This window comes from Clostridium pacaense (assembly GCF_020709765.2).
Taxonomy (GTDB): Bacteria; Bacillota; Clostridia; order Lachnospirales; family Lachnospiraceae; genus Enterocloster; species Enterocloster hominis.
This window is the reverse complement of sequence record NZ_JAJFEB020000002.1, coordinates 378,785-404,358: the sequence shown is the minus strand read 5'-3', so window position 1 is coordinate 404,358 and position 25,574 is coordinate 378,785. Positions and strand designations below refer to the sequence as shown.

At 50.5% G+C, this 25,574-nt stretch carries 23 protein-coding genes; 15 read left to right on the top strand and 8 right to left on the bottom strand.

The genetic code is table 11. The features are described from left to right. The first annotated feature begins 3 nt into the window (after positions 1-3). The 5 genes from LK536_RS35385 to LK536_RS35365 all read left to right on the top strand — a co-directional run bounded on the left by LK536_RS35385 (position 4) and on the right by LK536_RS35365 (position 5,152). Positions 4-1,110 carry an SIS domain-containing protein gene (locus LK536_RS35385; protein ID WP_227794689.1) on the top strand — a complete coding sequence of 369 codons (1,107 nt, stop codon included), beginning with the start codon at positions 4-6 and terminating at the stop codon, positions 1,108-1,110. 15 nt (positions 1,111-1,125) lie between these two features. After that, positions 1,126-1,515 carry a PTS sugar transporter subunit IIA gene (locus LK536_RS35380; RefSeq protein WP_120057422.1) on the top strand — a complete coding sequence of 130 codons (390 nt, stop codon included), beginning with the start codon at positions 1,126-1,128 and terminating at the stop codon, positions 1,513-1,515. 33 nt (positions 1,516-1,548) lie between these two features. Next, positions 1,549-1,974, top strand: coding sequence for a PTS sugar transporter subunit IIB (locus LK536_RS35375; protein WP_008723465.1), 426 nt, complete (start codon positions 1,549-1,551; stop codon positions 1,972-1,974). A gap of 26 nt (positions 1,975-2,000) precedes the next feature. Then, positions 2,001-3,893, top strand: coding sequence for a BglG family transcription antiterminator (locus tag LK536_RS35370; RefSeq protein WP_227794688.1), 1,893 nt, complete (start codon positions 2,001-2,003; stop codon positions 3,891-3,893). Positions 3,894-4,009: 116 nt separating this feature from the next. Then, on the top strand, positions 4,010-5,152 hold the full coding sequence (locus LK536_RS35365) for an acyltransferase family protein (RefSeq protein ID WP_227794687.1): 1,143 nt from the start codon (positions 4,010-4,012) through the stop codon (positions 5,150-5,152). Here LK536_RS35365 and LK536_RS35360 read toward each other — a convergent pair. From LK536_RS35360 to LK536_RS35345, 4 genes are read right to left on the bottom strand one after another with little or no spacing between them, the layout of a single operon-like run. Beyond that, positions 5,130-5,315, bottom strand: a complete 186-nt coding sequence (locus LK536_RS35360; protein WP_008723471.1) for a PspC domain-containing protein — start codon at positions 5,313-5,315, stop codon at positions 5,130-5,132. The genes LK536_RS35365 and LK536_RS35360 overlap by 23 nt on opposite strands. Positions 5,316-5,331: 16 nt before the next feature. Continuing rightward, positions 5,332-6,162 (bottom strand): DUF4097 family beta strand repeat-containing protein, encoded by an 831-nt coding sequence (locus LK536_RS35355; RefSeq protein ID WP_008723473.1) that lies wholly within the window; start codon positions 6,160-6,162, stop codon positions 5,332-5,334. After that, entirely contained in the window at positions 6,159-7,052 is an 894-nt protein-coding gene (locus LK536_RS35350) for a DUF1700 domain-containing protein (RefSeq protein WP_227794686.1), read from the bottom strand. Before LK536_RS35350 ends, LK536_RS35355 begins: the two co-directional genes overlap by 4 nt. Next, positions 7,049-7,369 (bottom strand): PadR family transcriptional regulator, encoded by a 321-nt coding sequence (locus tag LK536_RS35345; RefSeq protein ID WP_008723478.1) that lies wholly within the window; start codon positions 7,367-7,369, stop codon positions 7,049-7,051. The genes LK536_RS35350 and LK536_RS35345 overlap by 4 nt, the downstream gene beginning before the upstream one ends. 399 nt (positions 7,370-7,768) lie before the next feature. On the opposite strand from LK536_RS35345, the gene LK536_RS35340 reads away from it, so the two are divergent. After that, the gene (locus LK536_RS35340) at positions 7,769-8,704 is read left to right on the top strand and encodes an AEC family transporter (protein WP_227794685.1); all 936 of its coding nucleotides are present in this window, start codon (positions 7,769-7,771) and stop codon (positions 8,702-8,704) included. Here LK536_RS35340 and LK536_RS35335 read toward each other — a convergent pair. Both LK536_RS35335 and LK536_RS35330 read right to left on the bottom strand, forming a co-directional pair. Beyond that, complete coding sequence (locus LK536_RS35335; protein ID WP_227794684.1) at positions 8,652-10,199, bottom strand: response regulator; 1,548 nt, start codon at positions 10,197-10,199, stop codon at positions 8,652-8,654. The two genes, LK536_RS35340 and LK536_RS35335, sit on opposite strands and share 53 nt — an antisense overlap. Continuing rightward, positions 10,192-11,907, bottom strand: a complete 1,716-nt coding sequence (locus tag LK536_RS35330) for a sensor histidine kinase (RefSeq protein ID WP_008723485.1) — start codon at positions 11,905-11,907, stop codon at positions 10,192-10,194. Before LK536_RS35330 ends, LK536_RS35335 begins: the two co-directional genes overlap by 8 nt. Before the next feature lie 206 nt (positions 11,908-12,113). Here LK536_RS35330 and LK536_RS35325 point away from each other — a divergent pair, with 206 nt between their 5' ends. The 7 genes from LK536_RS35325 (at position 12,114) to LK536_RS35295 (ending at position 19,890) form a co-directional block, all read left to right on the top strand. After that, positions 12,114-13,181, top strand: a complete 1,068-nt coding sequence (locus LK536_RS35325; protein ID WP_227794683.1) for an ABC transporter substrate-binding protein — start codon at positions 12,114-12,116, stop codon at positions 13,179-13,181. Between the two features lie 103 nt (positions 13,182-13,284). Continuing rightward, complete coding sequence (locus LK536_RS35320; RefSeq protein WP_227794682.1) at positions 13,285-14,793, top strand: sugar ABC transporter ATP-binding protein; 1,509 nt, start codon at positions 13,285-13,287, stop codon at positions 14,791-14,793. A gap of 2 nt (positions 14,794-14,795) precedes the next feature. Continuing rightward, positions 14,796-15,752: an ABC transporter permease gene (locus LK536_RS35315; protein WP_227794681.1), complete on the top strand. Its 957-nt coding sequence runs from the start codon at positions 14,796-14,798 to the stop codon at positions 15,750-15,752. An 11-nt stretch (positions 15,753-15,763) separates the two neighbouring features. Beyond that, on the top strand, positions 15,764-16,759 hold the full coding sequence (locus tag LK536_RS35310) for an ABC transporter permease (RefSeq protein WP_227794680.1): 996 nt from the start codon (positions 15,764-15,766) through the stop codon (positions 16,757-16,759). 17 nt (positions 16,760-16,776) lie between these two features. Further along, on the top strand, positions 16,777-18,291 hold the full coding sequence (locus LK536_RS35305) for an FGGY-family carbohydrate kinase (protein WP_227794679.1): 1,515 nt from the start codon (positions 16,777-16,779) through the stop codon (positions 18,289-18,291). Positions 18,292-18,312: 21 nt separating this feature from the next. Continuing rightward, entirely contained in the window at positions 18,313-18,945 is a 633-nt protein-coding gene (gene hxlA, locus LK536_RS35300; protein ID WP_008723500.1) for a 3-hexulose-6-phosphate synthase, read from the top strand. 78 nt (positions 18,946-19,023) lie between these two features. Beyond that, positions 19,024-19,890 (top strand): L-ribulose-5-phosphate 3-epimerase, encoded by an 867-nt coding sequence (locus LK536_RS35295; RefSeq protein WP_227794678.1) that lies wholly within the window; start codon positions 19,024-19,026, stop codon positions 19,888-19,890. Between the two features lie 110 nt (positions 19,891-20,000). On the opposite strand, the gene LK536_RS35290 is transcribed toward LK536_RS35295, so the two are convergent. Next, positions 20,001-21,974: an oxidoreductase gene (locus tag LK536_RS35290; RefSeq protein WP_227794677.1), complete on the bottom strand. Its 1,974-nt coding sequence runs from the start codon at positions 21,972-21,974 to the stop codon at positions 20,001-20,003. A gap of 310 nt (positions 21,975-22,284) precedes the next feature. Here LK536_RS35290 and LK536_RS35285 point away from each other — a divergent pair, with 310 nt between their 5' ends. Together LK536_RS35285 and LK536_RS35280 are read left to right on the top strand one after the other, a co-directional pair. Beyond that, a complete protein-coding gene (locus tag LK536_RS35285; RefSeq protein ID WP_227794676.1) occupies positions 22,285-23,637 on the top strand; it encodes a sodium-dependent transporter in 1,353 nt (450 codons plus the stop codon). Positions 23,638-23,932: 295 nt separating this feature from the next. Next, entirely contained in the window at positions 23,933-24,310 is a 378-nt protein-coding gene (locus LK536_RS35280; RefSeq protein WP_227794675.1) for a DUF6465 family protein, read from the top strand. A 90-nt stretch (positions 24,311-24,400) separates the two neighbouring features. Here LK536_RS35280 and LK536_RS35275 read toward each other — a convergent pair whose 3' ends face one another. Then, positions 24,401-25,573 (bottom strand): Gfo/Idh/MocA family protein, encoded by a 1,173-nt coding sequence (locus LK536_RS35275; protein WP_227794674.1) that lies wholly within the window; start codon positions 25,571-25,573, stop codon positions 24,401-24,403. Position 25,574: the final 1 nt, after the last annotated feature.

The following is a 25,574-nucleotide window of genomic DNA, read 5'->3' as shown; positions in this document are numbered from 1 at the left end:
AATATGGATATGAATGAAAACGCGATGATGGATTGTATTAAGGCAGAGCCGGATGTGATAAAGGAAATCCTGGACAACAGGGAGTATTACTGCGGGGATTTTGTGAAGCATTTCATGACCCACCCGGTGAAGCGGGTGTATCTAAGCGGCCACGGTTCCCCATATAATGCAGGTGTTGTTGTGGGCTTCATGATGGAAAAGCTTCTTAAGGTGGAGGCAGCCACAAGCTACCCCACCCTGTTCATGAACCACAGCGGATTTAATGTCAACGGCATGTATAGTCCGGAAGAAATGCTGGTCATATGCCCGGCCCAGTCAGGCCGCACCAGAGGTCCGGTGTATGTTGCCAGGAAGGCCAGGGAAATGGGAATACCGGTTATATGTACAACGCTTTTAAGGGATGGCGTACTGGCCAGGGAGTGTGATATAGTAATAGAGAAACGGAGCGGGGATGAGGAGAGCTTTCCGGAGACAAAGGGACATGTGGCTTCCATGGCCATCCTGATGCTCTGCGTGGTGGAAGCGGCATATGCCCTTGGACGGATCGTGAAGAGTGAGTACGACGGGTATTTGGAAGCATTTGCAGCCCTGCCCCAAAGTGTGGCGCTGGCAGCAGAACGCACGCTTTCATGGTATGAAGCCCATAAACAGGTCCTACTGGAAGCTGACAGCTTCACCTTCCTGGGATATGGGGCCAACTATGCCACTGCGGTGGAAGGCGGGTTAAAGCTTTTGGAGACCACATTAAAGCCTTGTATGAGTTATGAGTGCGAGGAGTTCATGCATGGCCAGAACCAGCCTGTAAAAGAAGGGACCGTGCTGTTCTTCCTGTGTCCCAGGGAACCGGAGAGGGACCGGATGGATGAGCTTGTCCTGTGGTGCAGGAGGCATACCCGTAACTGCTTCATGGTGGCGTCCCCGGATGACCCGGTGACGGACGGGCATTCCATTGTCAGTGATTTTGTGGAATGTGAATTCCTGACAGCCATTGAGTATCTAATCCCGTTCCAGGTCTTAAGCCATGTTGCTGCCAGGGATATGGGGTTAAGTTCCGTGGTAGCCAATCATGACAATGCGGGCAAAGAGCTGAATGTGCGGTTTGAATCTTAACATGGGGGACGGAATATGCAGTATATAATAGCAACCCATGGCAGGCTGGCGCTGGGATATGTGGACACCATACGCCTGGTAACCCAGGTGGAGGGACTTCATGCAGTGTGCGCCTACATGGAAGATTCAGAATTTCCAGAGGACATGGAGCGGCTTTTAAACTCCTTTGCGCCCGGGGAACCGGTCATCGTATTTACGGATCTTCTGGGAGGGAGCGTGACCCAGAAGATTATGGAGCTATGGGCCGGAAGGGAACAGTTCCAGGTATTTGCAGGAGTTAACCTTCCTTTTGTGATAGAGACAATCCTAAGCGGTTCCATGCCATCCAGGGAGAGCATGGAGGATATGCTGGAACGCTCAAGGGAACAGATGGTGTGGGTGAACGGGTTACTTGGATGCGGATGAAGGTTCAAACAGACCCTGAGGTATGTATGACGGATGATAAGACTTCTTCGTGTGGATGACAGCTTCCTTTATGGAAAAAAAGCGTTACTGTGGATAAATGCAACACGTGCTAAGGTCATTGTCTTAATTGACAATGGCCTTAGATTCGATTATTTTGCCCAGAGCCTCCTTAACATGGCCTGCCCTTCCCAGGCAGAGCTGGTGTTCATGGATGTGGAGGAGGCCAGGGCTGCGGCCGTGCAGTACAGGAACTCCCGGGAACCGGTCATCATGGTGGCTGGGACATTTTCCCAGCTTCTTAAGCTGGCGCCCAGTCTGGAGGGGCTGGTCCGTGTGAACGTGGGGAGCGTGAGGGAGAGTTCCTCGGATGAACTGCAGGCGTTAAAAAAACTGAGGGAACAGGACATGGAATTTGAGATACGCGATCTGCCGGAGGATGTCCCGGTCCGGCTGGAATAGCGGAAAGGTAACAGGCTATGTATTTGATGAAGCGTCATAAGCAGTATCTGCACCTGCTGATGGACAGGGAAGGACCTGTTACCAGCAGGGAAATGGCCCTGGAGACAGGTGTCAGCCTGAGGACCGTTAAAACGGATATGGCCAAGCTGAATGAACTTTTAAAAGATTATGATGTGCGCATTATGTCAAAACCGGGCGCGGGCTACCGCCTTGCCCCCAATGACGGAGGAGGGTTAAAGCCCCTCAGCCTGCTGATGGAACAGATGCAGTATGAGCGGTCTGACCGTATACCGGACACCGGGCCGGAACGGGTGGAGTATATTGCGGGGAAGCTGCTGGCGCTGGATTATTATATCACCATGGAAGAACTGAGGCAGATACTCTATGTAAGCCGTTCCACCTTAAACCAGGACATGAGGCAGGTACGCAGGCTGCTGGAGCTTTATGGGCTGAAGGTGGTCCACGCATCCCACAAGGGGATACGCCTGCAGGGGACTGAGACAGCGCTCAGGCGCTGTATGGCAGAGCTGTTTTTCCGGAATGAGGGGAAATGGGAGAAGACCCCGGGTACAGGCCCCGGTGAAGAGCGGATCAGCCAGATACAGCACATCCTTAAGTCCAGGGCGGACGCATTGTGCGTCAGTTATCCCGAAGCCGTGGTAAGGGAGCTGGCCCTCCAGATTTACATAGCGGCCCAGAGGTGCCGGTTCAGGAAGGAGGTGGAATTTGACAGCTCCCTTCAGGTATCCCGCCGGTTCATGGACATGGCGGTCAGTATCAGCGACGGGCTGCGGGAGACAATGGGCATTTCCATGCCTGATATAGAAATCCATAACATGGCCTGCATGCTCCAGTTCCGAAGCCTTAAGGAAGAGACAGGGCCGGAGGATGACCGGTTTGACTGCGTGATCCGCAGGATGTTTCAGAGGATAGAGGAGAAATTCGGCCTGCGTTTCTCAGGGCAGGAGCAGCTGGCCCATTACTTAAAGCTTCACCTGCCGCGTATGGCGCAGCGGTGCAGGAACCGTATCCTGATTGAGAATCCGGTGCTCAATGATACCTTCTGCAACTACCCGCTGGCAGTGGATGTGGCAAATGTGGCTGTCCAGATGCTGGAACAGGAACTTGACATTAAGGTGAATTCCAATGAGTTCGGTTATCTGGCTGTTTATTTTAACATGTGTATCGTCACGTACGGGGAACGGCAGAACAAGACGCTGATACTGGTTTGTCCCGGCAGCAGGGCGGAGTCGGTGATGTATTTTACAGAACTGCAGGCATTGTTTGGAAACTATGTGAACACGCTCCTGACATGCAGGGTGGATGAACTGAAGTCCATGAAGTTTACCGGCAATGAGGTGATTGTCTCAACCGTACCACTGCATTTCCTTCCCGGCTATGTCAGATGGATCCATACGGGCTGTAACATCGTGGAAAGCTTTTCCGATATCATGGAGGCCCTTACATCCCTGCCCCTGGAGTCCTTTAATATTGACGAGTTCATGGACCCCAGCCTGTGGGTGACTGGGGCGGAGGCGGACACGCCGGATACGTACTTTGAATATCTGTTTGACACCCTTTGCGAGATGCAGATGATGGACTTTGGGGAGGCAAGGATATTATATGAAAATGTGGAGCGGTTCGGTCAGGAACTGGGGAACCAGGTTGCGCTTATAAGGGCGGAGAACCCCTTCCTGACCCCGTTCGTGCACGTGACATTCACAAAGGAACCGTTTTTGTGGGAACGGCAGTATGTGAAGGTCATCATATTCATGAATGTGTCGGACGGCAGCTATGAGTTCAGGAATGGGATATACAGTTTCCTGGGGAAATGGTACCGCCATAAGGAGAAGATTGAGGAGAGTATACGGTGCCCGGATTTCGGGCGGTTCATGGAGGGGATAAAGGGGAGAGGATGAGTTACGGTGACCATGAGGTGGGCCACGGTGACCATGACAGGTTGCATTCACGTAATATATGAATTATACTATCCTACAAAGAATGATATGGAACCGTAATACCAGTGGAGGAACCTATGCCGGACATGAAAAATACAGCTCCCGCTTCCGGGAAACAGATAAAAGGAAATGCCATCAACATGCAGTTTGCCGTCCTGTCCGCCCTGGGCATGTTTTTCGTGGTGGACGGGCATTTAAATAACAGCTACCTGGATATCGGAGGCCTGTTCCCCTACTATTCCTTCCACATGCCGTTGTTCGCCTTCATATCAGGCTACTTTTTCCGGCCGGGCAGTGAGGCCGGTCTTAGGGCGTATGCGAAGAGGAAGGCGGTCCGCCTTCTGGGGCCTTACATGGTCTATAACCTGGTATATGGAATCATCACCCAGTTCCTTCACGGGGCCGGGTTTGCTTTTGGGGGAAGCCTGAACCTGTATAACCTGTTCATAGAACCGTTCATGACAGGACACCAGTTTGAATATAACCTGGCTGCCTGGTTTGTTCCGGCCCTGTTCCTGGTGGAGATGGCCAATGTGTTCCTGCGGCGTATCCTTGGGAAGGCGGCGGGGAATGAATATGCAGTTACGGCTGTGTATATGGGGATTGGTATAGGAGGCATCAGCCTGGCCTTAAGCGGCAGGTATGGGCAGGGCTGGCTGACCCTGGTACGGATGATGTTCCTGCTTCCCTGTTACCAGTGGGGCACACTGTACAGGCAGAAGCTGGAGGAAAAGGACCGGGTGCCCGGCATATGGTACTTCGGGGTCCTTATGACCATCCAGCTGGGGCTGGCCGTATGGGGGCGTCCCCTGATTTACTCCGTGGCTTTCTGCAACGGTTTTACAGGATATATCCTCCCTTACATAACAGCTGCCACGGGAACCGCATTCTGGCTCAGGGTATCCCGCACAGCGGCCGCTGCGCTGAAGGACAGCCCGGCAGTCCGCTATTTCGGAAGCCATACATACGCGGTGATGATGCACCACATCATGGCGCTGATGGCCCTGAAGACCGTGTTTGCGGCATTTGCCAAATATACGCCGCTGTTTTCCGGGTTCAGCTTCGAACAATATAAGGCAGACCTTTGGTATTGTTATTTCCCAAAAGACCTGCCTCAGTTCAGGGTATTTTATTTGCTGTGGGCAATCACCCTGCCCCTTTTGTTCCAGTATATACTGGACTGGATAAGGCAGCGTCTTAACCCTCGTCCAAGGGTATGATAAGGGCCGCGATGAAATAGGCCAGGATACCGGGGCCGGAACAGATGAAGATGGCCCATATCAGGCGCACGATGGTGGGGTCAATGTTAAAATACTCCCCGATTCCGCCGCATACCCCGCACAGCATTTTGTTCGTATTGGAACGGTATAATTTTTTCTCCATGGTAATTCTCCTTTATCTATACGCTATCGCTAAAGTTAACAGTTATTGAGCCAACGCCGCACTCCAGTTCCATGTTGTAGGGTGCGTTGTTGTTGATATGGGTTTCGTGGGACAGCATGGTATAGCTGGAACCGCCCACCCGAATGGTGCCAACGCCGCATTCAATCCTGTAATTATAATCCTGTTCAGGATTGGCCAGGTTCAGGGTCACATCCCCGACCCCGGTTTCCAGTTCCACATCCCCGGCCACTGTTCCGGTAAAGGTAACAGCGCCCACGCCTGTGTCAATATCCAGCTTGTTGGTGTGTATCTGGCTGAACTGGCATTCGGCAGCGCCTATGTCCACGGAAATCTTATCAAACTCATAGTCCGTGGGAACCAGGACCTCTATGCGGATATCCTCGCCCCGGCGGTGTTTCTGTTCCCGCTTGATTTTCAGGGTGTCCTTATCCATGTAGCACTGGGTGGCGTTGTACTTATCATTTACATTGACTTCTATCTGGGAAATGTCTTCCTTTTCATATACGCGCAGGATGCATTTATCCACGTCTATATCCAGTTTCCTTGTGGAGGAAAATGCACCGGGATCCTGGTCATGATTCCCGTCCGGCCGCAGGGTGTCCTCGGTCCAGCTGACCCAGCCTTTACCGGAATTCCAGGTATCGGAAAAATCATCATTCCATCCATGATCCATATAATCGTCATCATCCCATACCATGGACCAGATGCGCCGGGGCAGATAGCTTGAGTACCTGCCTCCCAGGGCCGCGGATACAGAGGTGATGCCGATTCCTGCCAGCAGGAGTATAAGTCCGGTCAGCGCGCAGATCTTGATAAATCTTTTCATGGTTTCCTCCTTCCGTGAAGCAGACGGTTCAGGCTATTGACAATGCTGCGTATGAGGAAAGGGATGAACCTTCCGTAAAACAACACCGCAAGGGCCAGTAAAAGCACTCCCACGCCCAGGAATATAAGGCCGGTTCCTGATATGAGGAATCCGTTTAACGGGTGCATGAATATATGCACGATTCCATAGGGCACCATGGCAACACCGCTTATGAGCATGGCGATGGTCAGGACACCGATGAGTACCAGCGCACCCACCAGGATGCCAATCAGTCCGGCCACAATCCCCAGTGCGCCTCCGCCGATGCCCAGCAGTGCGGGTACGGCTACGATGATAAGGATGATCCACAGGATTACCTTAAGGGGACCGCTGGTCCTGGGACGGGAGCTGCCGTGGCTTCCCTGTGCGCCGTGGGGATTATCCTGCCAGCTGCCGTGGCTGTCCTGTGTGCCGTGGGGATTATCCTGCCAGCTGCTGCCCTGTGAGCCGTGGACGTTATCCCGCCAGCTGTTGCCCTGTGCGCCGTGGACACTATCCTGCCAGCCATCCTGGCGTTCCCTGCCATCCCGGCGTGATTCCTGCCACTCCGGTTCCCTGCCCTCAGGCAGGTCATACCGCTTGACAACCTGATAATTGGGATCCCTGAAGCGCTCATCCTTATAGCCGCTTTCCGTAAATTCACCTCCGTCCTCCAGATTTCCTGCGATATCGGAGCGGATGATGGAGGCAATCCGTTCAGGACTTCCAAGCTCCCGTACCACATCGGCTTCACGGTCCGTCCCGGCTTCATCAAAGTAATCCATGTAATACTGAAGCGCGTCTTCCTTGTCTTCGTCCTGAATATCCTGTAAGAGATACGCAAGCTCCTTCATAAACTCATCCCTGGTCATAGGTTAGCCTCCTTAAATATCTGGGATATCTTCTGTGAATAAGTTACCCATTCACCCCGGTACAAATTCAGCTGTACCCTCCCTTTTTCCGTAATCTTATAATATCTGCGGTTCCTGCCGTCAATGGCCATGTCGTAAACCTCCAGGCAGTCCTCCTTCTGAAGGCGCCGGAGCACGGGATATAGGGTGGATTCGGATATGTCAATGGCGCACCTCACATCCTGGGTAATCTTGTATCCGTATGTTCCATCCGCATCCTTTGAGACCACAGCAAGTACGATTGCGTCCAAAAGTGCAGACCCTGTGTTGAATATCATAAGCACCCCTCTGTTCTGTTGGTTAAATATTATTTGTCTCGTCATATTATATGTCGTATAATATATTTATACTATACAGCATATAATATTATATGTCAATAAAAGAAAATAAAAGATATTCAAAAGATAATGTCATATTTTCTTAAGTCTCTTTATAAACTATTTAGTAACTGGTCAAACTTAGGTCACAAATCCCAGGTATACTTTAACCATAAACAAGCAGTCAGAGCTTTTCATATAGATGCACATATATATAAGCCGGTGGGATTGGCAGGAGGCCTTTTCTACCGGCTCAACCTATTTTCAGGGGGTTTTTGGGCGAACCGTTGAAAATGCATTGAAAATACGTAAGGAATCAGATACAATGGATGAATCAATGTAAATGAAGAAGGTATAAGAATGAATGCAGGAATTATTGCAAAGCAGATGCTGATCCTGTTCCTTATGATGCTGACCGGCTATGCCGCATATAAGAGAGGGATTGTATCCAGGGAAGGCGCCAAGAGCCTTTCATCTGCAATTATCAACATTTTTAATCCATGCCTGATAATCTCAGGGGTCCTGAACAAGACAATTACATACAGTACGGCCATGGTTACGGAGAATCTGGTTCTGGTGGCTGTCTTTTTTGTTGTGCTGATACTGCTCAGCAAAGTATTTGCCAGGATTATGGGGCTTTCCGCAGCAGAGGTCAACTGCTACCGCCTGATGATGATATTCCCCAACCTGGGATTCATGGGGATTCCGCTGGTACGCAGCCTTTACGGTGAGGAGGCAGTCATCTTTGTGGCATTCTATATTGTGGGATATAACCTGCTGGTCTATTCCTACGGCATCCTCCTGGCTATGGGGAATGCCCCGGCAGCTGAAGGACAGAAGCGGGAGCTGCCATGGAAAAAGGTGTTTAACATAGGGACAGGTGCCTGTGCCATCGCCATCCTTATCTTTGCATTCCATATCCGTGTGCCGGAGGTGATGGGAACATTCGTGGACAGCGTGGGCAATGCCGCAGTACCGCTGTCCATGATGACCGTGGGAATCATGGTGGCCCAGTCCGATCTTCGGGAACTGGTGACGGATAAAAAGCAGCTGGTGCTTTCCGCCATCCGCCTGCTGGTCATTCCTGCCCTCTGTATCCCGCTGATGAAGATGATTCCCGTGGACCCGGTGTCCTACGGCATATTCATCCTTCTCATGGCCATGCCCGTGGGCAGCGTGGTGATGATGGTGGAAAAGGAGTATGGGACAACGGACGGGAGCATTTCCGCGAAGAGCATTGCGCTTACCTCGGTACTGTCGGTGGTGACGATTCCGTTGGTGACGTATCTGGCGTAGGCGGGACCTTGTTCAGGTTCCTGTATTCCAGGGGCGACATCCCCGTGTTCTTCCTGAACAGCTGGCAGAAGTAGGTGGAATTCAGATATCCGGACTGTTCTGCTATCTGGGCAATCTTCAGGTTCGTACCAACCAGGTTCACCTTGGCAAGTTCCATCCGTTTCCGGATGATATGGTTGATGACGGTTGTCTTGCAGTTATTGGAAAAAAGGGTAGAGAAATAAGCTGCGTTTAAGTGTACATGCTTTGCAATATCCGCCACGGACAGGTTGGGGTTGGACAGGTTGGCTTCTATATATTCCATGGCAGCGTGCAGGATGACGGAGGTGTTGGACTGGGATTCCTTATTCAGATGCTTAATACAGTTTTCAAGGAAGCCGCACAGCCGGTCCTTAATCTCGGGAATCTCATGGCTCATATAAATCTTCACCGCATAGGAGGCGGCCTGGACCTTGAATTCATCGGTGTGTATGTGGTTTGACAGTTTGTAAATCAGGTGATTGGCAAAATCCTTGATACTGTACATATTCATCTGTCCTTTTGCCAGGAAGGCGTCCAAAAGCGCGGTGGAGCCATGGATGTCTTTGTAAAGGACTGCGGAAGTCATTTCCTTAATCTGGTCGTCAAACAGCGCATAATTGGCATTATATTCCTGACCGGCATAATATATCCTGTTGTCAGAAACAATATAGCGCAGGTTCATGGTGTCAGATGCCTCGTTCAGGCCTTCCAGGATTCCCATCAGTCCATGGTGTGGTGTGCTTACCGCCACGCAGTATCCGGTGTACCCGGACAGGTAGTGTTCAAGGTCTTTATGCAGGCGTTCCGTATAATTGGATAGTTTTTCAATGTCCTCATGACATAAAAGGAAGACATGCTGGAAGTTCACATTAGGGAAAAAGAACTCTCCGGGATGTTTTTTGATTGCCTGGAAATAAATTTCCGCATCCAGCATGTATTGGGAACCGTTCAGGGACATAAGCGCGGCGGTATAGTATTGATTCTCCAAACTGTCAATCAGGTCCGTATGACCGAGAAAACGGTCCGACGGATATTCACCCCTGAGGACACTGTTGAGGATGGATTTTTCCGTGATGATCAGTTCCTTCAGCTTCCGTTTATCCGTAATGCTGGCAGCCGCCTTTTTTACCACGGTCAGAAGTTCATCCGGGTTCAGGGGTTTCAGCATATAGCCATAGGCTCCATAATCCATGGCTGTCTTCACATAGTCAAATTCTTCGAATCCGCTAATGACAATCACGCATATATGGGGATAGGATTCCTGGATTTTCTTTAATAAATCCAGGCCGTCCATAATGGGCATCCGCACATCCGTGATGACAATATCCGGCAGGTATTGTTCCAGGGCCTCGAATGCCTCCTTTCCGTTTTTGCAGCTGGCTACCACGGAAAAGCCGTTTTCTTCCCATGGAAGTGCATTTATGATACAGCGCCGTGTAAATGGCTCGTCGTCAGCAATGAGTATTTTAAACAATGACAGTTCCCTCCTTGTCAAGCAGTGGTATTTTTATTGTAACCAGGGTGTATTGGCGGCAGCAGCTTTCTATGGTGATTCCGTATTCATTTCCGTTGGAGAGCTTTATCCTTCTGTTTATGTTGAAGATGCCGTATCCCAGGCCCTGGTCCTTTTCCGGATGCTTATTAATATCACACAGGAAAGCATTCAGTTCATCTACTTTTTCTTTTGGGATCCCAATCCCGTCATCCTTTATGCGTATAGTGACATGATTCCCGTCCCTGACCGCAGTTACAAAGATATTCCCGCTCTGTGAAGGCGTCTGCAGGATACCGTGCTGGATGGAATTCTCCACAACCGGCTGAAGTATCAGTTTAGAGCAGTAATAAGACAATATCCCGGGGTCATCGATTTCTATGGAATAGTTAATACCCTGGTCATAGCGCACCCTCATGATTTCCAGATAAATCCTCATATGTTCAAATTCATCCTTAAGGCTGATAAGCGTCTTACCTCGGTTTAGGGACAGACGGAAAAATGTGGAGAAATCCATTAAAGTATTAAGGGCGGATTCAGAATCCTTCATCCGTATCTGCCATGCAATGATATCCAGGGTATTGTATAAAAAATGGGGATTGATCTGGGCCTGGAGGGCGGCGTACTGCGCCTTGCGTATCTCCTTTTCCTCCTGCTTGGAATTCTCTATGAGCATATTGATACGCTGGAGCATGGTGTTATAACCGGAGTAAAGGGTAAGGATATCGGATATCTCGGTGTTGGTCTCCATGGGTTTATCAAGGGTATTCATTTTAATGTGGGCCATATTGGTGGCAAGTATTGATATGGGGTAGGAAATTTTGTTATAGATTCCCCGGGAAGTCAATACGAATGTGACAATGATGATGAGAAGCATCGCAATGAATATACATACCAGCTCAGGCGGGAATGACAGGTTCAGGTTGGATGGACGTGTGTAAACCTCCAGCTGCCATCCGTTGCTTAAGGGCTGGCTGTAACTGCCTGTCCCTGCCAGTGCCTCGTCTCCCAGGCGCCAGATGGGGGTTCCGTCCTGGGTGATCCTGAAATAGGCGGGCTGTGAGGATACGTAATTCAGGGCATTGTTAAGGGCGGTCTGGTTCAGTTCAATTGCAATGATCCCGTTCACCTGGTTGGTGCTGATGTTGACCAGGGGCATGGTTACCACATAGAGGTCTGTTTCCAGCCGCCGGAATATGTTTGATTTAGGAAGGTGCCACCATGTGACGGGGCCTTTGCGTGCTGTCTGGTAAAATGGATTATCTACGATATCATGTTCCAATAATGTAAAATTACCGGACTTAAACTTCCTGCCGTCATCTAACAGGATGGCCAGGGGAAGCTCCTCCTCGGCATAAGACTGTACTAAAAAAGATGTTTTACAGTTGATATCCACTTTCTCTTTGTAGAATTCCGTAGTCTCCCGTTCAATATCAGTCCTCAGCATGGTCTGGATGTCATAATTTTTCGCAATGGAAGTGCAAAGGGATTCACAGGACAGCAGCAGGTTATCCAGTGATTCGCGGTAGTACAGGGACATCCGGGTTACTTCCATGTCATTGAGGTAGTCTATCTGGGTCTTGTATATGTAGCTTAAAAATGTTGTGATGAACAGGACATACACCATGAATATGATTATCAGATAGCGGAACAGGGTTTGGTTGATGGAATGCGCATTTTTTATTTTCATGTAGATATTTCCTCTTTTAAATGTAGAAATATATGATACGAGTTCAGGGATATTATACCAAATGTCAATAAAATTTCCATATAATCTAAAAAATAATACATAATTGCCAAAAAAACTTTATTTATTATAATCAGAAACTCCTGTAATATATGGTTATCAAGCAAAACAAGCAACACAGTAAAAAACAACAGGAGGTAAGGTAAGTTATGTTAAAAAAGTTATGGGGTACAATGCTTGCAGTGACACTGGTGTCCACATCCCTGATGGGATGCTCCACTGAAAGCGCAAAACCTGCGGCAACAGAAGCAGCAGCCCAGGCGTCTGAGGAGAAGACGGCTGCACCGGCAGCTGAAACACCGGCTGGGGAGACCGGGGCAAAGGCATCGGAGGACGGAGGGGAAAAGAAGCTGAAAATCGGATTTTCTGAATCCACCTACTCGGGGGCATGGAGGGTTGCAGAGGTTGAGGATGTTACAAAATATGCGGAACTGAACGGATATGAGTTAATCATGACCAATGCGGATTCCAACATTGAGAAGCAGATTGGGGACGTGGAGGACCTGATTGCACAAAAATGTGACCTGATTGTAATCGTTCCCGTGGATGCCAATGCGGTGGCGCCTGCCTTTGAGGCATGTAAGAGCGCCGGCATCCCGGTAATTGATATGGATACCCAGTATCTGGACGGAAAGTGGAAAGAGGACTTCATCACAACCATCCGTTCCGACCAGTACCAGCAGGGACAGGGCTGCGCCGAGTGGACGGTGGGTCATGTGGGGGACAAGGACACCACGGTATTGGAAATCACAGGTAATCCGGGACAGTCCGATGCACAGAACCGTTCCAGGGGCTTTAATGAATATGTGGCTGACCACGGCAACATTAAGGTAATCCAGCAGAACGGGGAGTGGTCCAGGGCAACAGCCCAGGAGGTTGTACAGAATGTTGCCCAGTCAGGACAGAAATTCGATGTGATTTACTGTCATTCAGATGAGATGGCGCTGGGAGCGCTTCTGGGATTAAAGCAGGCAGGACTTAAACCCAACGAGGATGTATGGATTGTGGCGGTAGACGGACAGAAAGAGGCCCTGGACGCCATTAAGGCAGATGAAATCGGCGCCATCATCACATGTACCCCTAAGGGCGGGGACGTCCTCTTTGACTGTATCAACAAGTACTTTGCAGGCGATGAGCTGGAGGAAGAATACTTTGTCCATCAGTCTACAATCACCACCGAAAATGTGGACGAGTTGTATGAAGTAGAAGGATTCTAAAAACAGTATGGTCTGATTCATATGGGAACTGCCGGAAACAGTTTTGACAACAGGGATTGTGAAGGTAGTTCCCTTATTCTGTCTAAAAGGAAGAGGTGGATTTGTGGAAAAGGAATTTCTTTTGGAAATGAAGAATATAAAAAAGTCCTTTGCAGGCGTGAATGCGCTGAAGGGGGTTAACTTTAACGTAAGGAAGGGCGAAATCCATGCGCTGATGGGAGAAAATGGGGCAGGGAAGTCCACGCTGATTAAGATACTGACCGGTGTCTATCAGGCGGACGAAGGCGAAATCCGTATGGATGGACAGCAGGTACATATAACGGATGTGCAGAAGGCGCAGAAGGCCGGTATCAGCCCGGTCTATCAGGAGCTAAACATGATTCCGTACCTGAGCGTGGCTGAGAATATTTTCTTAGGGCAGTATCCGAGGAATAAATCCGGAAATATTGAATGGGATAAGATGTATGCCGCGGCTGAAAAGATACTGGGGGATCTGGACTTGGATATTGATGTAAGGGAACAGTTAAATGGATTCGGCACAGCGACCCAGCAGATGATTTCCATTGCCAGGGCGGCAAGCAGGGAATGCAGGCTTCTGGTGCTGGACGAGCCGACTTCTTCCCTGGATGGCAATGAGGTGTCCCAGCTGTTTAAGATTGTGAACAAGCTGAAGGAGAAGGGGGTATCCGTTATTTTCATTACCCACCGGCTGGACGAGGTCTTTGAACTGACTGAGAGCATTACCATCTTAAAGGACGGGGAATATGTGGGCACATTTCCTACCGCAGACATGACAAAGGAAGAGCTTGTCACCAGGATGGTGGGCAGGAAGGTTGTGGAAGGAAGCAGGACCAGGGCGGTCCGGGAGATGAAAGGGGACTATTTTATTGAGGCTTCACATCTTGCCAAATTCCCCAAGGTCAGGGACGTATCCTTTGGCATCAAACCTGGGGAAATCCTGGGGATAGCAGGTTTATTAGGTTCGGGAAGGACCGAGACAGCCCAGCTTCTGTTCGGCTTTAGCCGGATGGATGCAGGAACCATCAAGATAAATGGAAAAGACACAGTAATCGCATCGCCCAAGGATGCCATAAGTAAGGGGATGGCATTCTGTACGGAAAACAGAAGGGAAGAGGGAATCATTCCCTACATGTCTGTGAAGAACAATATCGTAGTATCATCCATGAAAAAAATATCCCGAGGGATTGTGATAAATAGGAAGCTGCAGAACAAGGTGGTGGGCAGTTATATCAGTGCATTGAAGATTAAGACGCCCAATGACAGGCAGAGGATACGCTTCCTGTCAGGAGGGAACCAGCAGAAGGTAATACTTGCCAGGTGGATGGCCACGGATCCGAAACTGATCATACTGGACGAACCGACAAGGGGAATTGATGTGGGGGCCAAGCAGGAGGTTGAGAAGCTGGTGCTGGACTTTGCGGCACAGGGAATCAGCGTGATTTATATTTCCTCCGAACTGTCCGAGCTGGTGCGCAACTGCGACCGGATCATCGTCCTCAGGGACGGACGGAATGTGGGTGAGATTTCGGGGGATGAGATTAAGGAGCAGAGCATCATGGCAATGATAGCGGCTGAGAGTGAGGAGGGTTAAACATGGCGGTAAAAAACAACAAGCTATCCCTGGGAGAGGTGCTCCAGAAGTATGGGGCGGTCATATTCTTCTTCCTGCTGTTTGGCTTCAACTGCTTTTATACCAATAACTTTTTTAGTATACAGACAGTCTGGAACCTGTTTATCCAGTCCATGCCGGTCATACTGATTGCCATGGGACTTACCCTTGTCATTGCCACGGGTAATATTGATATTTCCGTTGGTTCCGGCATGGCCCTTGGTTCTGTTATCTTTTCCTTTATCGTGAAGTCAGGAGGTAATCCGGTGGCTGCCCTGGCCGGGGCTGCTGTGGTGGGAATGGCTGCAGGGGCCTTCTGCGGCGTCATGGTTGCCAGGTTTGAGGTGGAGTCCATGATAACAACCATGGCCATGATGTATATTTTAAGGGGAATTGCCAAGGTGGCATCCGGCGGCACTCCTATCAGCTACAACAATTCATCGGTCTCAGCCCTATCTTATTACCGGGTAGGCGGTGTGGTGCCAATCCATGTGGTTTGCGTGGCCGTGCTCCTGGCTGTCATCCTGTTCGTCATAGAGAAGACTTCCTTTGGCGTGTATCTGGAGGCCACGGGGGATAACCGGACAGCTGCCAGGATATCGGGAATCAATGTGGTTGCGGTTATTTTGATTACATATGTGGTCAGCGGCATGCTGGCGACCCTTGCGGGTATTGAACAGTGCATCATGGTTTCCAGCGCGGACGGTTCCAGCCTGGGGCTGAGCTATGAGTTTGACGCAATCGCATCCACGGTTGTGGGGGGAACGCCCATGAGGGGTGGAAAGCCCAATATCATAGGAACCCTGTGCGGCGCCTTGCTGCTGCAGCTGATAGTGATCATGGTCAACATGAATAACATATATTATGCAATTTCCCTTGTTATCAAAGCGCTGCTGATTTTCGGGGCGGTTTATCTGCAGCGTGTTGCAACAAAGAAATAGAGGTGGCGGCTATGAACGGTATTCTAAAAAAGATAAGACAGAGATTCAATGGTTATGGAGTCATCGTGGGCGTTGTCATTGTCATGATGGTAGGAACACTGCTGAACGGGGAATCCTTTCTGACCATCAACAATATCAGCAACGTGGGGAGGCAGGCAACCATACGGGGCCTTTTGGCATGCGGCATGGCGCTGGTCATCATGTCAGGCTCCATTGACTTAAGCGTCAGCACTTTGTTTGCATTCAGCGGATTCCTGTCCCTGTATTTCAGCAATTATTCGGCAGTGCTGGCATTCGTGATACCCATGGCAGCGGCGGCAGGCGTTGGGTTCATCAATGCCACCCTGATTGTAAAAGCCGGCTTTCATCCTTGGATTGTGACCATTGCCTCCCAGCTTGGCATACAGGGAATCCTTCTGATGATGACGCGGGGGGATACCTACAAGGCAGTCCATATAAGTCCCGGGTTTGCCACATTCGGCAAAATCATTTTTTTCCGCTATATCAGCATCTATCTGGTGATTTTCATCCTGACCTTTGTTGTCTTTGCGGTCCTGTTAAAGAAAAGGTCTGCCTTCAGGAATATCTATGCAGTTGGGGGGAACGAGGAGGCTGCAACCATGATGGGTATTAATGTATATAAGACAAGGCTTCTGGCACATATGCTGTGCAGCATGCTGGCCTGTCTGGCCGGAATCCTTCTGGTATCCAGGACAGAGGCGGCGTACCCCCTGGCGGGCACCAGTTATGAGATGTATGCCATAGCGGCCTGCGCCCTGGGAGGTATCTACCTTACGGGAGGCAGGGGGAAGATTATGGGAGCATTTGCCGGGGCATGGATCTTGGGCTTCCTGAACAACATTTTCAACATGCAGTCCTATGTGAATCCGTTGTGGGAACAGGTTGTAACAGGGCTGCTGCTGATTATCGTGGTTTTCTCCCAGTCAGCGAATGCAAAACAGATTTTCAAAAATATAAAGAAAAGCACATCCCGTGTATCTGTGTGAGATAGGGAGGGACAAGGATGGGAAGATATGTAATCGGAGTGGATAACGGAGGAACCTTTATAAAGGCTGCCATGTATGATGAACATGGCAGCATGGTATCCCTGGCAAGGGAAGCCAGCCGGACCATGATTCCGGAGCCTGGGCGTGTGGAGATTGACCTCAATGAACTATGGGCCATTAACTGCAGATGTATTGCCCGGGTGCTGGCAGAAAGCGGGGTTCCTGCAGGGGAAGTGGAATGTGTGGGTTTTGCAGGACAGGGTAAAGGAGTATATGCAGTGGATTCCAGCGGTAATGCATTCAGGAATGCCATTACATCCTCAGACAACCGGAGCTGGGAGTATACAAAACAGTGGGCGGAGGATGGGACCGTGGATAAGGTACGGCCCATGACCTGCCAGGGGCTTTATACGTCCCATCCTGTTTCCATCCTGGCCTGGATGAAGGACCATGAGCCTTGGAATTACCAAAAAATCCGGTGGGTATTCTCCATGAAGGATTTCCTGGTATACCGCATGACCGGGCAGGCTGTGTCGGACTGCTGCAACCAGTCCGGAGGCAGTTTCATGAACCTGTTTACCGGACAGTATGAAAAAAGCATCCTGGAGTATCTGGGAATATCCGAGGTTTATGAAAAACTGCCGCCCCTGTACCAGCCGGCCGATGTCTGCGGCACTGTCACAAAGGAGGCGGCCGTACAGACAGGCCTTAAAGCAGGAACACGGGTGGTGGCAGGCATGTTTGACGTTGACGCGTGTTCTGCGGCCATGGGCATGGTGTCCGGTGACCAGCTGTGTATGATGGCAGGGACATGCAGTGTTAACGCATATCTTGGCAGGAAGCCGGTTACAGACAAAAACATAGGCCTTAATTCCTTATACTGTATACCGGGATATTACTTTATTGAGGAGGGATCCAACACTTCCGCAGGGAATCTGGAGTGGGTCATAAAGGCGCTGTACCAGGATGAAGCAGAGGAATGCAGCCGGAATGGGAAACGTGTATATGATCAGTTAAACCAGGCCGTGGAGGGCATAGGGCCGGAGGAGGGTAAAGTGGTGTTCCTGCCATTCTTAAACGGTTCCATGGACAGCAGCAGAAGCCGCGGGGTATGGCTTGGTATGTCGCCTCTGGATACCAGGGAGCACATGGTGAGGGCAGCTTATGAGGGAGTTGTATTCTCTCACCGGTATCATGTGGAACGGCTTTTAAGGACACGGGAAACACCAAGGGCCATCCGGCTGTCAGGCGGTGTCACCAAATCCGATGTATGGCTCCAGATGTTCGCGGACATCCTGCAGCTGCCCATAGAGATTGTGGACGGGGCTGAACTGGGGGCAAAGGGAGCGGCCATTGCGGCTGCCATCGGAGCTGGTTTTTACCGCGATTTCATGGAGGCATCCGGGGGGACCGTGAAGATAAAGAAGGCGGTCATGCCCAACCAGGGCAGGAAGGCTGTATATGATGGGAAATATGGCAATTTTATAAAGACCATGAACGCGCTTCATGGTCTGTGGGAAGACATATTCTAAAATGAAAAGGAGAAAAGGGACATGGAATTACAGGTTGCACTTGATTGCAGGGATTTATCAGAGGCACTGGCGGTAATGGAGGAAATCTATCCATACGTGGATATCGCCGAATTGGGAACGCCGCTTATGTATAACGAGGGAACCAGGGCTGTCAGGGAGATGAAGAAAGCATTTCCGGACGTGAAAGTGCTGGCTGATATGAAACTTCTGGACGGAGGATATGACATTGCCAAGATTGCATATGAGGAGGGAGCGGATATTGTCACGGTAGCCGGGGTCACCAATGATTCTGTGATTGCCAGGGCAGTGGAGGCCGCCAGGGAATTTGGAAAAGAGTGTTTTGTGGACCTGATTTCCGTGGACGATATTGTGCAGCGTGCAGCAGAGGTGGACGCCCTGGGGGCAGACTGTATCGGCGTACATACCTCACATGATACCATTGCTGGCGGGAACCAGGCGCCCACCAAGGATTTAAGCCGGATTAAGGCAGTGATAAAGCGGGCCAGGACGTCCATATCAGGAGGGATTAAGGCGGAGTTCATTGACGATATCGTATCCTTTGGACCGGATGTGGTGATTGTGGGAAGCGGTATCATGCTGGCTGAGGATAAACGGGGGACGGCTAAGATGATATATGAGGCAATCCATGGATAGATGGCGGGATACTGTGCAAAAATCCGGGGCAGGATGTGATGTTGCAGGGAACAGTGGCGTGACAGAGGTGTAAGGCAGATGTGCAGATTAGGACATTATTCATTGGGGCTTTATGAAAAGGCCATACCTATGGGGCTTCCCTTCCGGGATAAGCTGAAAGCCGCCAGGATGGCAGGATATGATTTTGTGGAATTGAGTATCGATGAGACGCCCCAGAAGCTGGCCAGGCTGGAACTGGGAAACAGTGAGCGTATGGGTGTGATACGGGATATGCATGACACGGGAATTGCATTTCGCAGCATGTGTCTCAGCGGGCACAGGAAGTATCCGTTGGGAAGCAGCAACAAGGAGACAGAGGCCAGGGGAATGCAGATCATGAAAGAGGCAATCGGGCTGGCCGATGATTTGGGAATAAGGATTATCCAGCTTGCGGGATATGATGTGTATTATGAAGCCGGGAATGAAGATACCAGACAGAGGTTTGCAGAAAATATATGTAAATCCGTGGAGATGGCTGCTGCGTATGGAATCGTCCTGGGATTTGAGACAATGGAAACCGAATTCATGAACACAGTGGAGAAGGCCATGAAATATGTCAGGATGGCTGACAGCAGTTTCCTTACGGTTTACCCTGATTTGGGTAACATCACCAATGCCGCGAAAACACATGGAACGGGCGTGGAGGAAGATATACGCAGCGGCAAAGGCCATCTGTGCGCCATGCATTTAAAGGAGACAAAACCTGGGGTATTCAGGGAAGTTCCTTTTGGAAGGGGCCATGTGGATTTTGAAAATGGAATCAGGACCGCTTGGGAATGCGGGATACGCAGGTATGTGACTGAATTCTGGGATGTGGGCAGAGGAGAGTGGGAGGAGGACTTAAAGCAGGCAGCGGGTATGATGAGGGGGATACTTGACAGGCAGGTTGTGATGGAAAGAACTTAATATCTGTTTCTGTAAAAAACAAGTATCCGGTGCCGGAAATTCAGTATTGGCATCGGATACTTATTATATTTGGAATTGGAACCGCTGGTTAATATCAGTCAGCTTCCTGCTTACTCCAGGCCGTAGGCCGCTTCAAATCCGCTTCTCACCGCACCCTCAATCCTGCCGGGCTGTCCCGCGTCGCCCACAACCATTACGTTCCCGCATATTTCCTTACATGCTGCTTCCAATGGATTGACAGACTTTACCCCCATGGCCAGGACCACATAGTCAGATGGATATTCCTCCTGTGTCCCATCCTCCAGGTGTTCCAATATGGCGGCGCCCTTCTTGATTTCCAGCAGCTTGGTTTTTGGTTTATATGTAACATCATATTTGGAGAGCTTATCCATGGCGTCCAGATAGTGCTGAACATAAACGCCCTGTCCGATGGTGTCTAACATTTCCACGATTGTTACCTCATTGCCCCTGGCGCAGAGGAATTCTGCTGTTTCAAGGCCGGTGGCGCCAGAACCGATGACGGTCACTTTTTTGCCCTCCAGTACCTTTTCATTGCAGAGCACCTCTTTAAAGGTGATGGCTTCCTCCAGGCCGGAACCAGGGATGGAGGCTGGTTTAATGGGGGTACCGCCTGTTGCCAAAACGATGGCATAGGGTGAATAGGAGGCAATCAGCTCCAGGTCGGCTTCCGTGTTCACAATTATCTGTACATCGTGCTTCTTGAACTGTGACAGCTCATATTCCACAATCCAGTCCATTTTCTCCTTGTGGGGAGGACGGTCCGCTATATTAATCTGGCCGCCCACACGTCCTTCTTTTTCCAGGATGACAACATGGAAGCCGCGTTCACCCAGGACGCGCGCCGCCTCCAGTCCGCCCACCCCTGCGCCAACTATCACGACCGTCTTTCCCGCACCATCTTTTTTATAGCCCGGATACCTGTGCTCCCGGCCTGCCCTTGGGTTCACCGCACATTTTACAGGGCCTTTTCCCGCAATGGTGTCGCTGACCAAGGTCTCAAAGCAGAATGTACAGGAGATACAGCGGTTAATCTCTTTCTCCCGGCCTTCGGCGGCCTTCACGGCCCACTGGGGGTCGGCAACCACTGCGCGTCCAAGTCCCACGAAGTCCACCAGTCCCTCTTCCAGCATTTTCTCGGCAAACCAAGGTTCCTTGACCATGTTCACTGCAATGACCGGGATATTAACGGCTTTTTTGACAGCCAGGATCCGCTGGCTGCGGCAGCCCTGGGGATAGGTGGTGGGTTCTGACAGGGAGTTGAAGGATTCATAGATGCCATTGGAGACATTGATGAAATCCAGGCCCATTTTTTCCAGTTCCTTACATACCTTCACGCCATCCTCCAGGGTCAGGTACTCCTGGACGCCATTTGGCGCCAGCAGTTCATCTACCGTGAGGCGGATGCCCAGTACAAAGTCATTCCCGCACTCCCTGCGGATGCCCTGGATGATTTCCTTTACAAATTGAAGGCGCTTTTCAAAGGAGCCGCCAAACCGGTCCGTCCTCTGGTTCGTATAAGGGCTTAAGAACTGGGAAATCAGATAGCCGTGGGCGCCGTGAAGCTCGATTCCATCCACCCCGGCCTTTTGCGCGCGCACAGCCCCTGCCACGAATTTGCCAATGATGGCCTCTGCTTCCGCTGTTGTCATCTCATGGGTTTCCTGCTGACAGACGCCACAGGGCTTGGAGGAGGAAGACCACACAGGCTCATCGCCGTTTAAGTTGGAAAATGTCTCACGCCCCGGGTGATGAAGCTGGGCAAATACCTTTACGCCCTCCCCGTGGAGCGCTTCCACAGCCCTGGCCATGGGGGCAATCTGTTCATCCCGCGCAACGCTGGCCTGCCATGGGGCAGCAACCCCGTGTTCATCGTCCACCCTGGTATTTTCCAGGACAATCAGCCCAACACCGCCTTTGGCCCGCTCCATCAGATAGGCAAGGAAATCCTCCCCAATGCACTGCCTGTCATCCGATACACCCATTGCCAGGGCACACATGACAATCCGGTTCTTAAGTGTTACATTTCCAATGTTTCCCTTTGAAAATAAATGCGGATACCTCATATTACTCTCCTTTCAACTCCATGATATAGGTAAAAAAACAAATAGAGGCCCTGGGACGTAAATGTTCCCCGAAGCCTCTCTGCTAACCTGATTATACAATGGCCGCCACGGGTTGTCAATAAAATAACATTTAAGAAAAGCTGGCCTGTCCGGTATGGTCGAACCCATATTCATCTCCCTGGCTAACCGGCTTTTTTACTTTAAAGCTTTGACTAATTGGTGTAAATGGGGTACTATAATAAAGATGGCCTGTCATCCGGGATACCAAAACGGATATGGGCCATGAAAATTTACACCTAAAGGAGAAGTTATGATTAAGCAGAGAAGTAAGGGGCCTGCATCAGCACCCGTACACCAGAATGGCGGTTTTGGCAGTAGTTTTGGGTTTGTACTGGCATGTGTGGGTTCTGCCGTTGGAATGGGCAACATATGGATGTTCCCGTACCGTGTGGGACAGTATGGCGGCGGGGCATTCCTGATTCCTTATATTTTATTTATCGTTCTGTTTGGACTGGTGGGGCTGTCTGCAGAGTTCGCCATTGGCAGGCGGGCTAAGACAGGCACACTGGGCGCATATGAATATTGCTGGAACAGGATAGGAAAAAGCAGACTGGGCTATATCCTGGGCTGGATACCGCTGCTGGGGTCCTTGGGAATCGCCATTGGATATGCAATCATCGTTGGCTGGGTAGTCCGTGCACTGGCTGGTTCGGTTACCGGGGCAATCCTGACCGAGGATGCGGCCGCCTATTTCAGCCAGGCCACGGGGAATTTCGGAAGCGTGCCCTGGCATGTGCTGGTTATTATCATTGCCGCATCCATCCTGATGTTTGGCGCCACAAAGGGGATTGAGAAGATTAATAAGGTTCTTATGCCTTCCTTTTTTGTCCTGTTTGCCGTTCTGGCTATCCGCGTGGCATTCCTTCCGGGCGCGGTGGAGGGATATAAGTTCCTGTTCACACCGGACTGGAGTGATTTACTTAAGGTGGATACCTGGGTCATGGCCATGGGACAGGCATTTTTCTCACTGTCCATTACCGGGTCAGGCATGATTGTCTATGGAACATATCTGTCTAAGTCGGAGGACATACCGAAGGCGTCCATCCGCACAGCCTTTTTTGATACGGTTGCGGCCATGATGGCGGCGCTGGCCATCATGCCGGCTGTATTTGCCTTTGGGATCAAGCCCAATGCAGGTCCGCCCCTTATGTTCATCACCCTGCCCAATGTGTTCCGGCAGATGCCCATGGGCCGTCTGTTTGCAGGCCTGTTCTTCCTGTCCGTGGCCTTTGCTGGTATCACAAGCCTGATTAACATGTTTGAGGCGGTCAGCGAATCCTGGCAGACCAGGTTCCGCCTGTCCAGGAAGACGGCGGTTGCCCTTTGCAGCGGGATTGCGCTGCTGGTGGGCATTTTCCTGGAAGCTGAGCCTAACGTAGGTTCCTGGATGGATTTCATCACAATCATAGTGGTGCCATTTGGCGCCGTGCTGGGCGCGGTATCCATCTATTATGTGCTGGGATTTGGGGAAATAGCCAAGGAACTGAAGGAAGGCCGGGAAAAGCCGCTTGGAAGCTACTTTGGCCCGCTGTCTAAATATGTGTACGTGCCGCTGGCCGTGATTGTGTTTATTCTTGGGATTGTGTATGGCGGAATTGGGTGATTGATGTTACTGTATGGATATTGCGGGAATGCCGTGGCCTGGGTGGGAAGTATCCGGGCCGCGGTATTTTTGTATCTATTACGCTGCATTCAATCAGCGGCAGTATAGCTGCATGAATAACTATTCATTCACTAAAATGCCGTACAACCAGCATGCGAATTAAAAAGTAAACCGTTAATGCTACCAGAAATCCACACATAACCAACCTCAATTTGCATATCCGCGTCATTGACAGATATTGGGGATAGGCCGTATAATTTTCATAGAAAATGTATAAACGAAAAGAGGAAACGGAATGGCAAGACCAAGAAGGAATACAGCTGCGGCTGCAGCAAAAGTGGATACAGCGGAGACAGTGCAGGCAGTTAAGGAAGTAAGCGCCGTGTGCGCTGCTGGGGAGAAGGGCGCTGTCAGCGCGTCCGGACAGAAGAACACTGCTTGTGTGGCTGAGGAGAAGAACACCACCCATGAGGCAGGCAGAACCGTGGTTGTGGAGTTTGCAGGAAAGCAGATAATGGCTAAGGATGTCCTTCAGAAAGCCGAGGAGGCCTATCTGGTGGCCCACAAGGATGTTGAAATCAAGACCCTGGAGCTTTATATTTCACCAGAGCAGAATGCGGCCTACTATGTGGTGAACGGCGAGGCATCTGAGGATTTTGTGGTTCAGTTATAATAAAAAAGAATGATATGTAAAACGCCGCCTGTCCGGGAAAAATTCCTGGCAGGCGGCGTTTCATATAGCTTAAAAGCATTTCATCCTTCATTATTTCCCGACATCCCGCCCCAAGGTAATCTCTATCTGTTCAAAATTCTCCACGTTTTTCGTCTTATCAAAGAAATGCGGCATTGCCGGAACCATGGTGGATTTGCGGTAGAAGGCGTCATCCGGGGTTAGTGGAAGGCTGACCGGACGTTCCAATACAGAGGATTTATAGATAGCCGCGATCAGTTCAATTGCCTTGCGGCCCTCCTCACCGCTGGTAAGAAGTTCCTCCTCTCCCTTTATGGCATGGATGAAATTCTCAATCTGGGCTGCATGGCCCTCACGTTTCATCTCAGGAATGGCATGATAGGCGCGTTCCAACTGTTCCAGTGCAGACCTGTCTTCTTCCGGGAATCCATTGGGCATGGCCCTGGAGGAGGCGGGTTCCCAGGGGATGCTGAGCTTCCCTTTATCTGTCTGGAAAATCAGTTCCTGTTTCTCACCATGGTCTACGATGGATGTGGTAATCTGGGCCATGGCATGGGGATAGTTGAACACGGCGACTCCCACATCCTCCAGTTCAGAGTTGTGATGTCCCACATTTTTCATGCATGCCATGACTGAATCTGGCATACCCATCATCCATTGGAGAAGGTCGATGTGGTGTACGGAATGGCTGGTGAAACAGCCTCCTCCCTCGCTTTCCCAAGTGCCCCTCCACCACAGGTCATAGTAGTTCTCACCCCTCCACCACAGGGAATTGACGGTTGCATGGGTTATACGGCCGCCTTCCCCGGTCTTAATCATCTGGTGGATTCTCTGCATGGGAGTCTTGAAGCGGTTCTGACACACAACGCTCAGCAAACGTGCATTCTTTCCGGCAGCTTCCAGCATGCGGTCACATTCTTCCAGTGAACCGGCCATTGGCTTTTCCACTAATACATGGCAGCCGCTGTTCAGGGCCTTGATTGTTTCCTCACAGTGCAGTGATGGCGGCAGACAGATGGATACGATGTGAATCCCGCTCTCCCCTGTGCCTTTGGCCTGGATGGCCTCTTCCAGGTTTTTATAGACACTGGCTCCTTTTATCCCCTTTTTCTCCAGCAGCACTGCTGCCTTATCCTCATAGATATCACAGACTGCCCTGATTTCGCAGTCTTTTCCGAATTCCTTGTACGCATCCATGTGAATGCCTGCAATGGCTCCGGCTCCAACAATTGCGATTCCTAACATC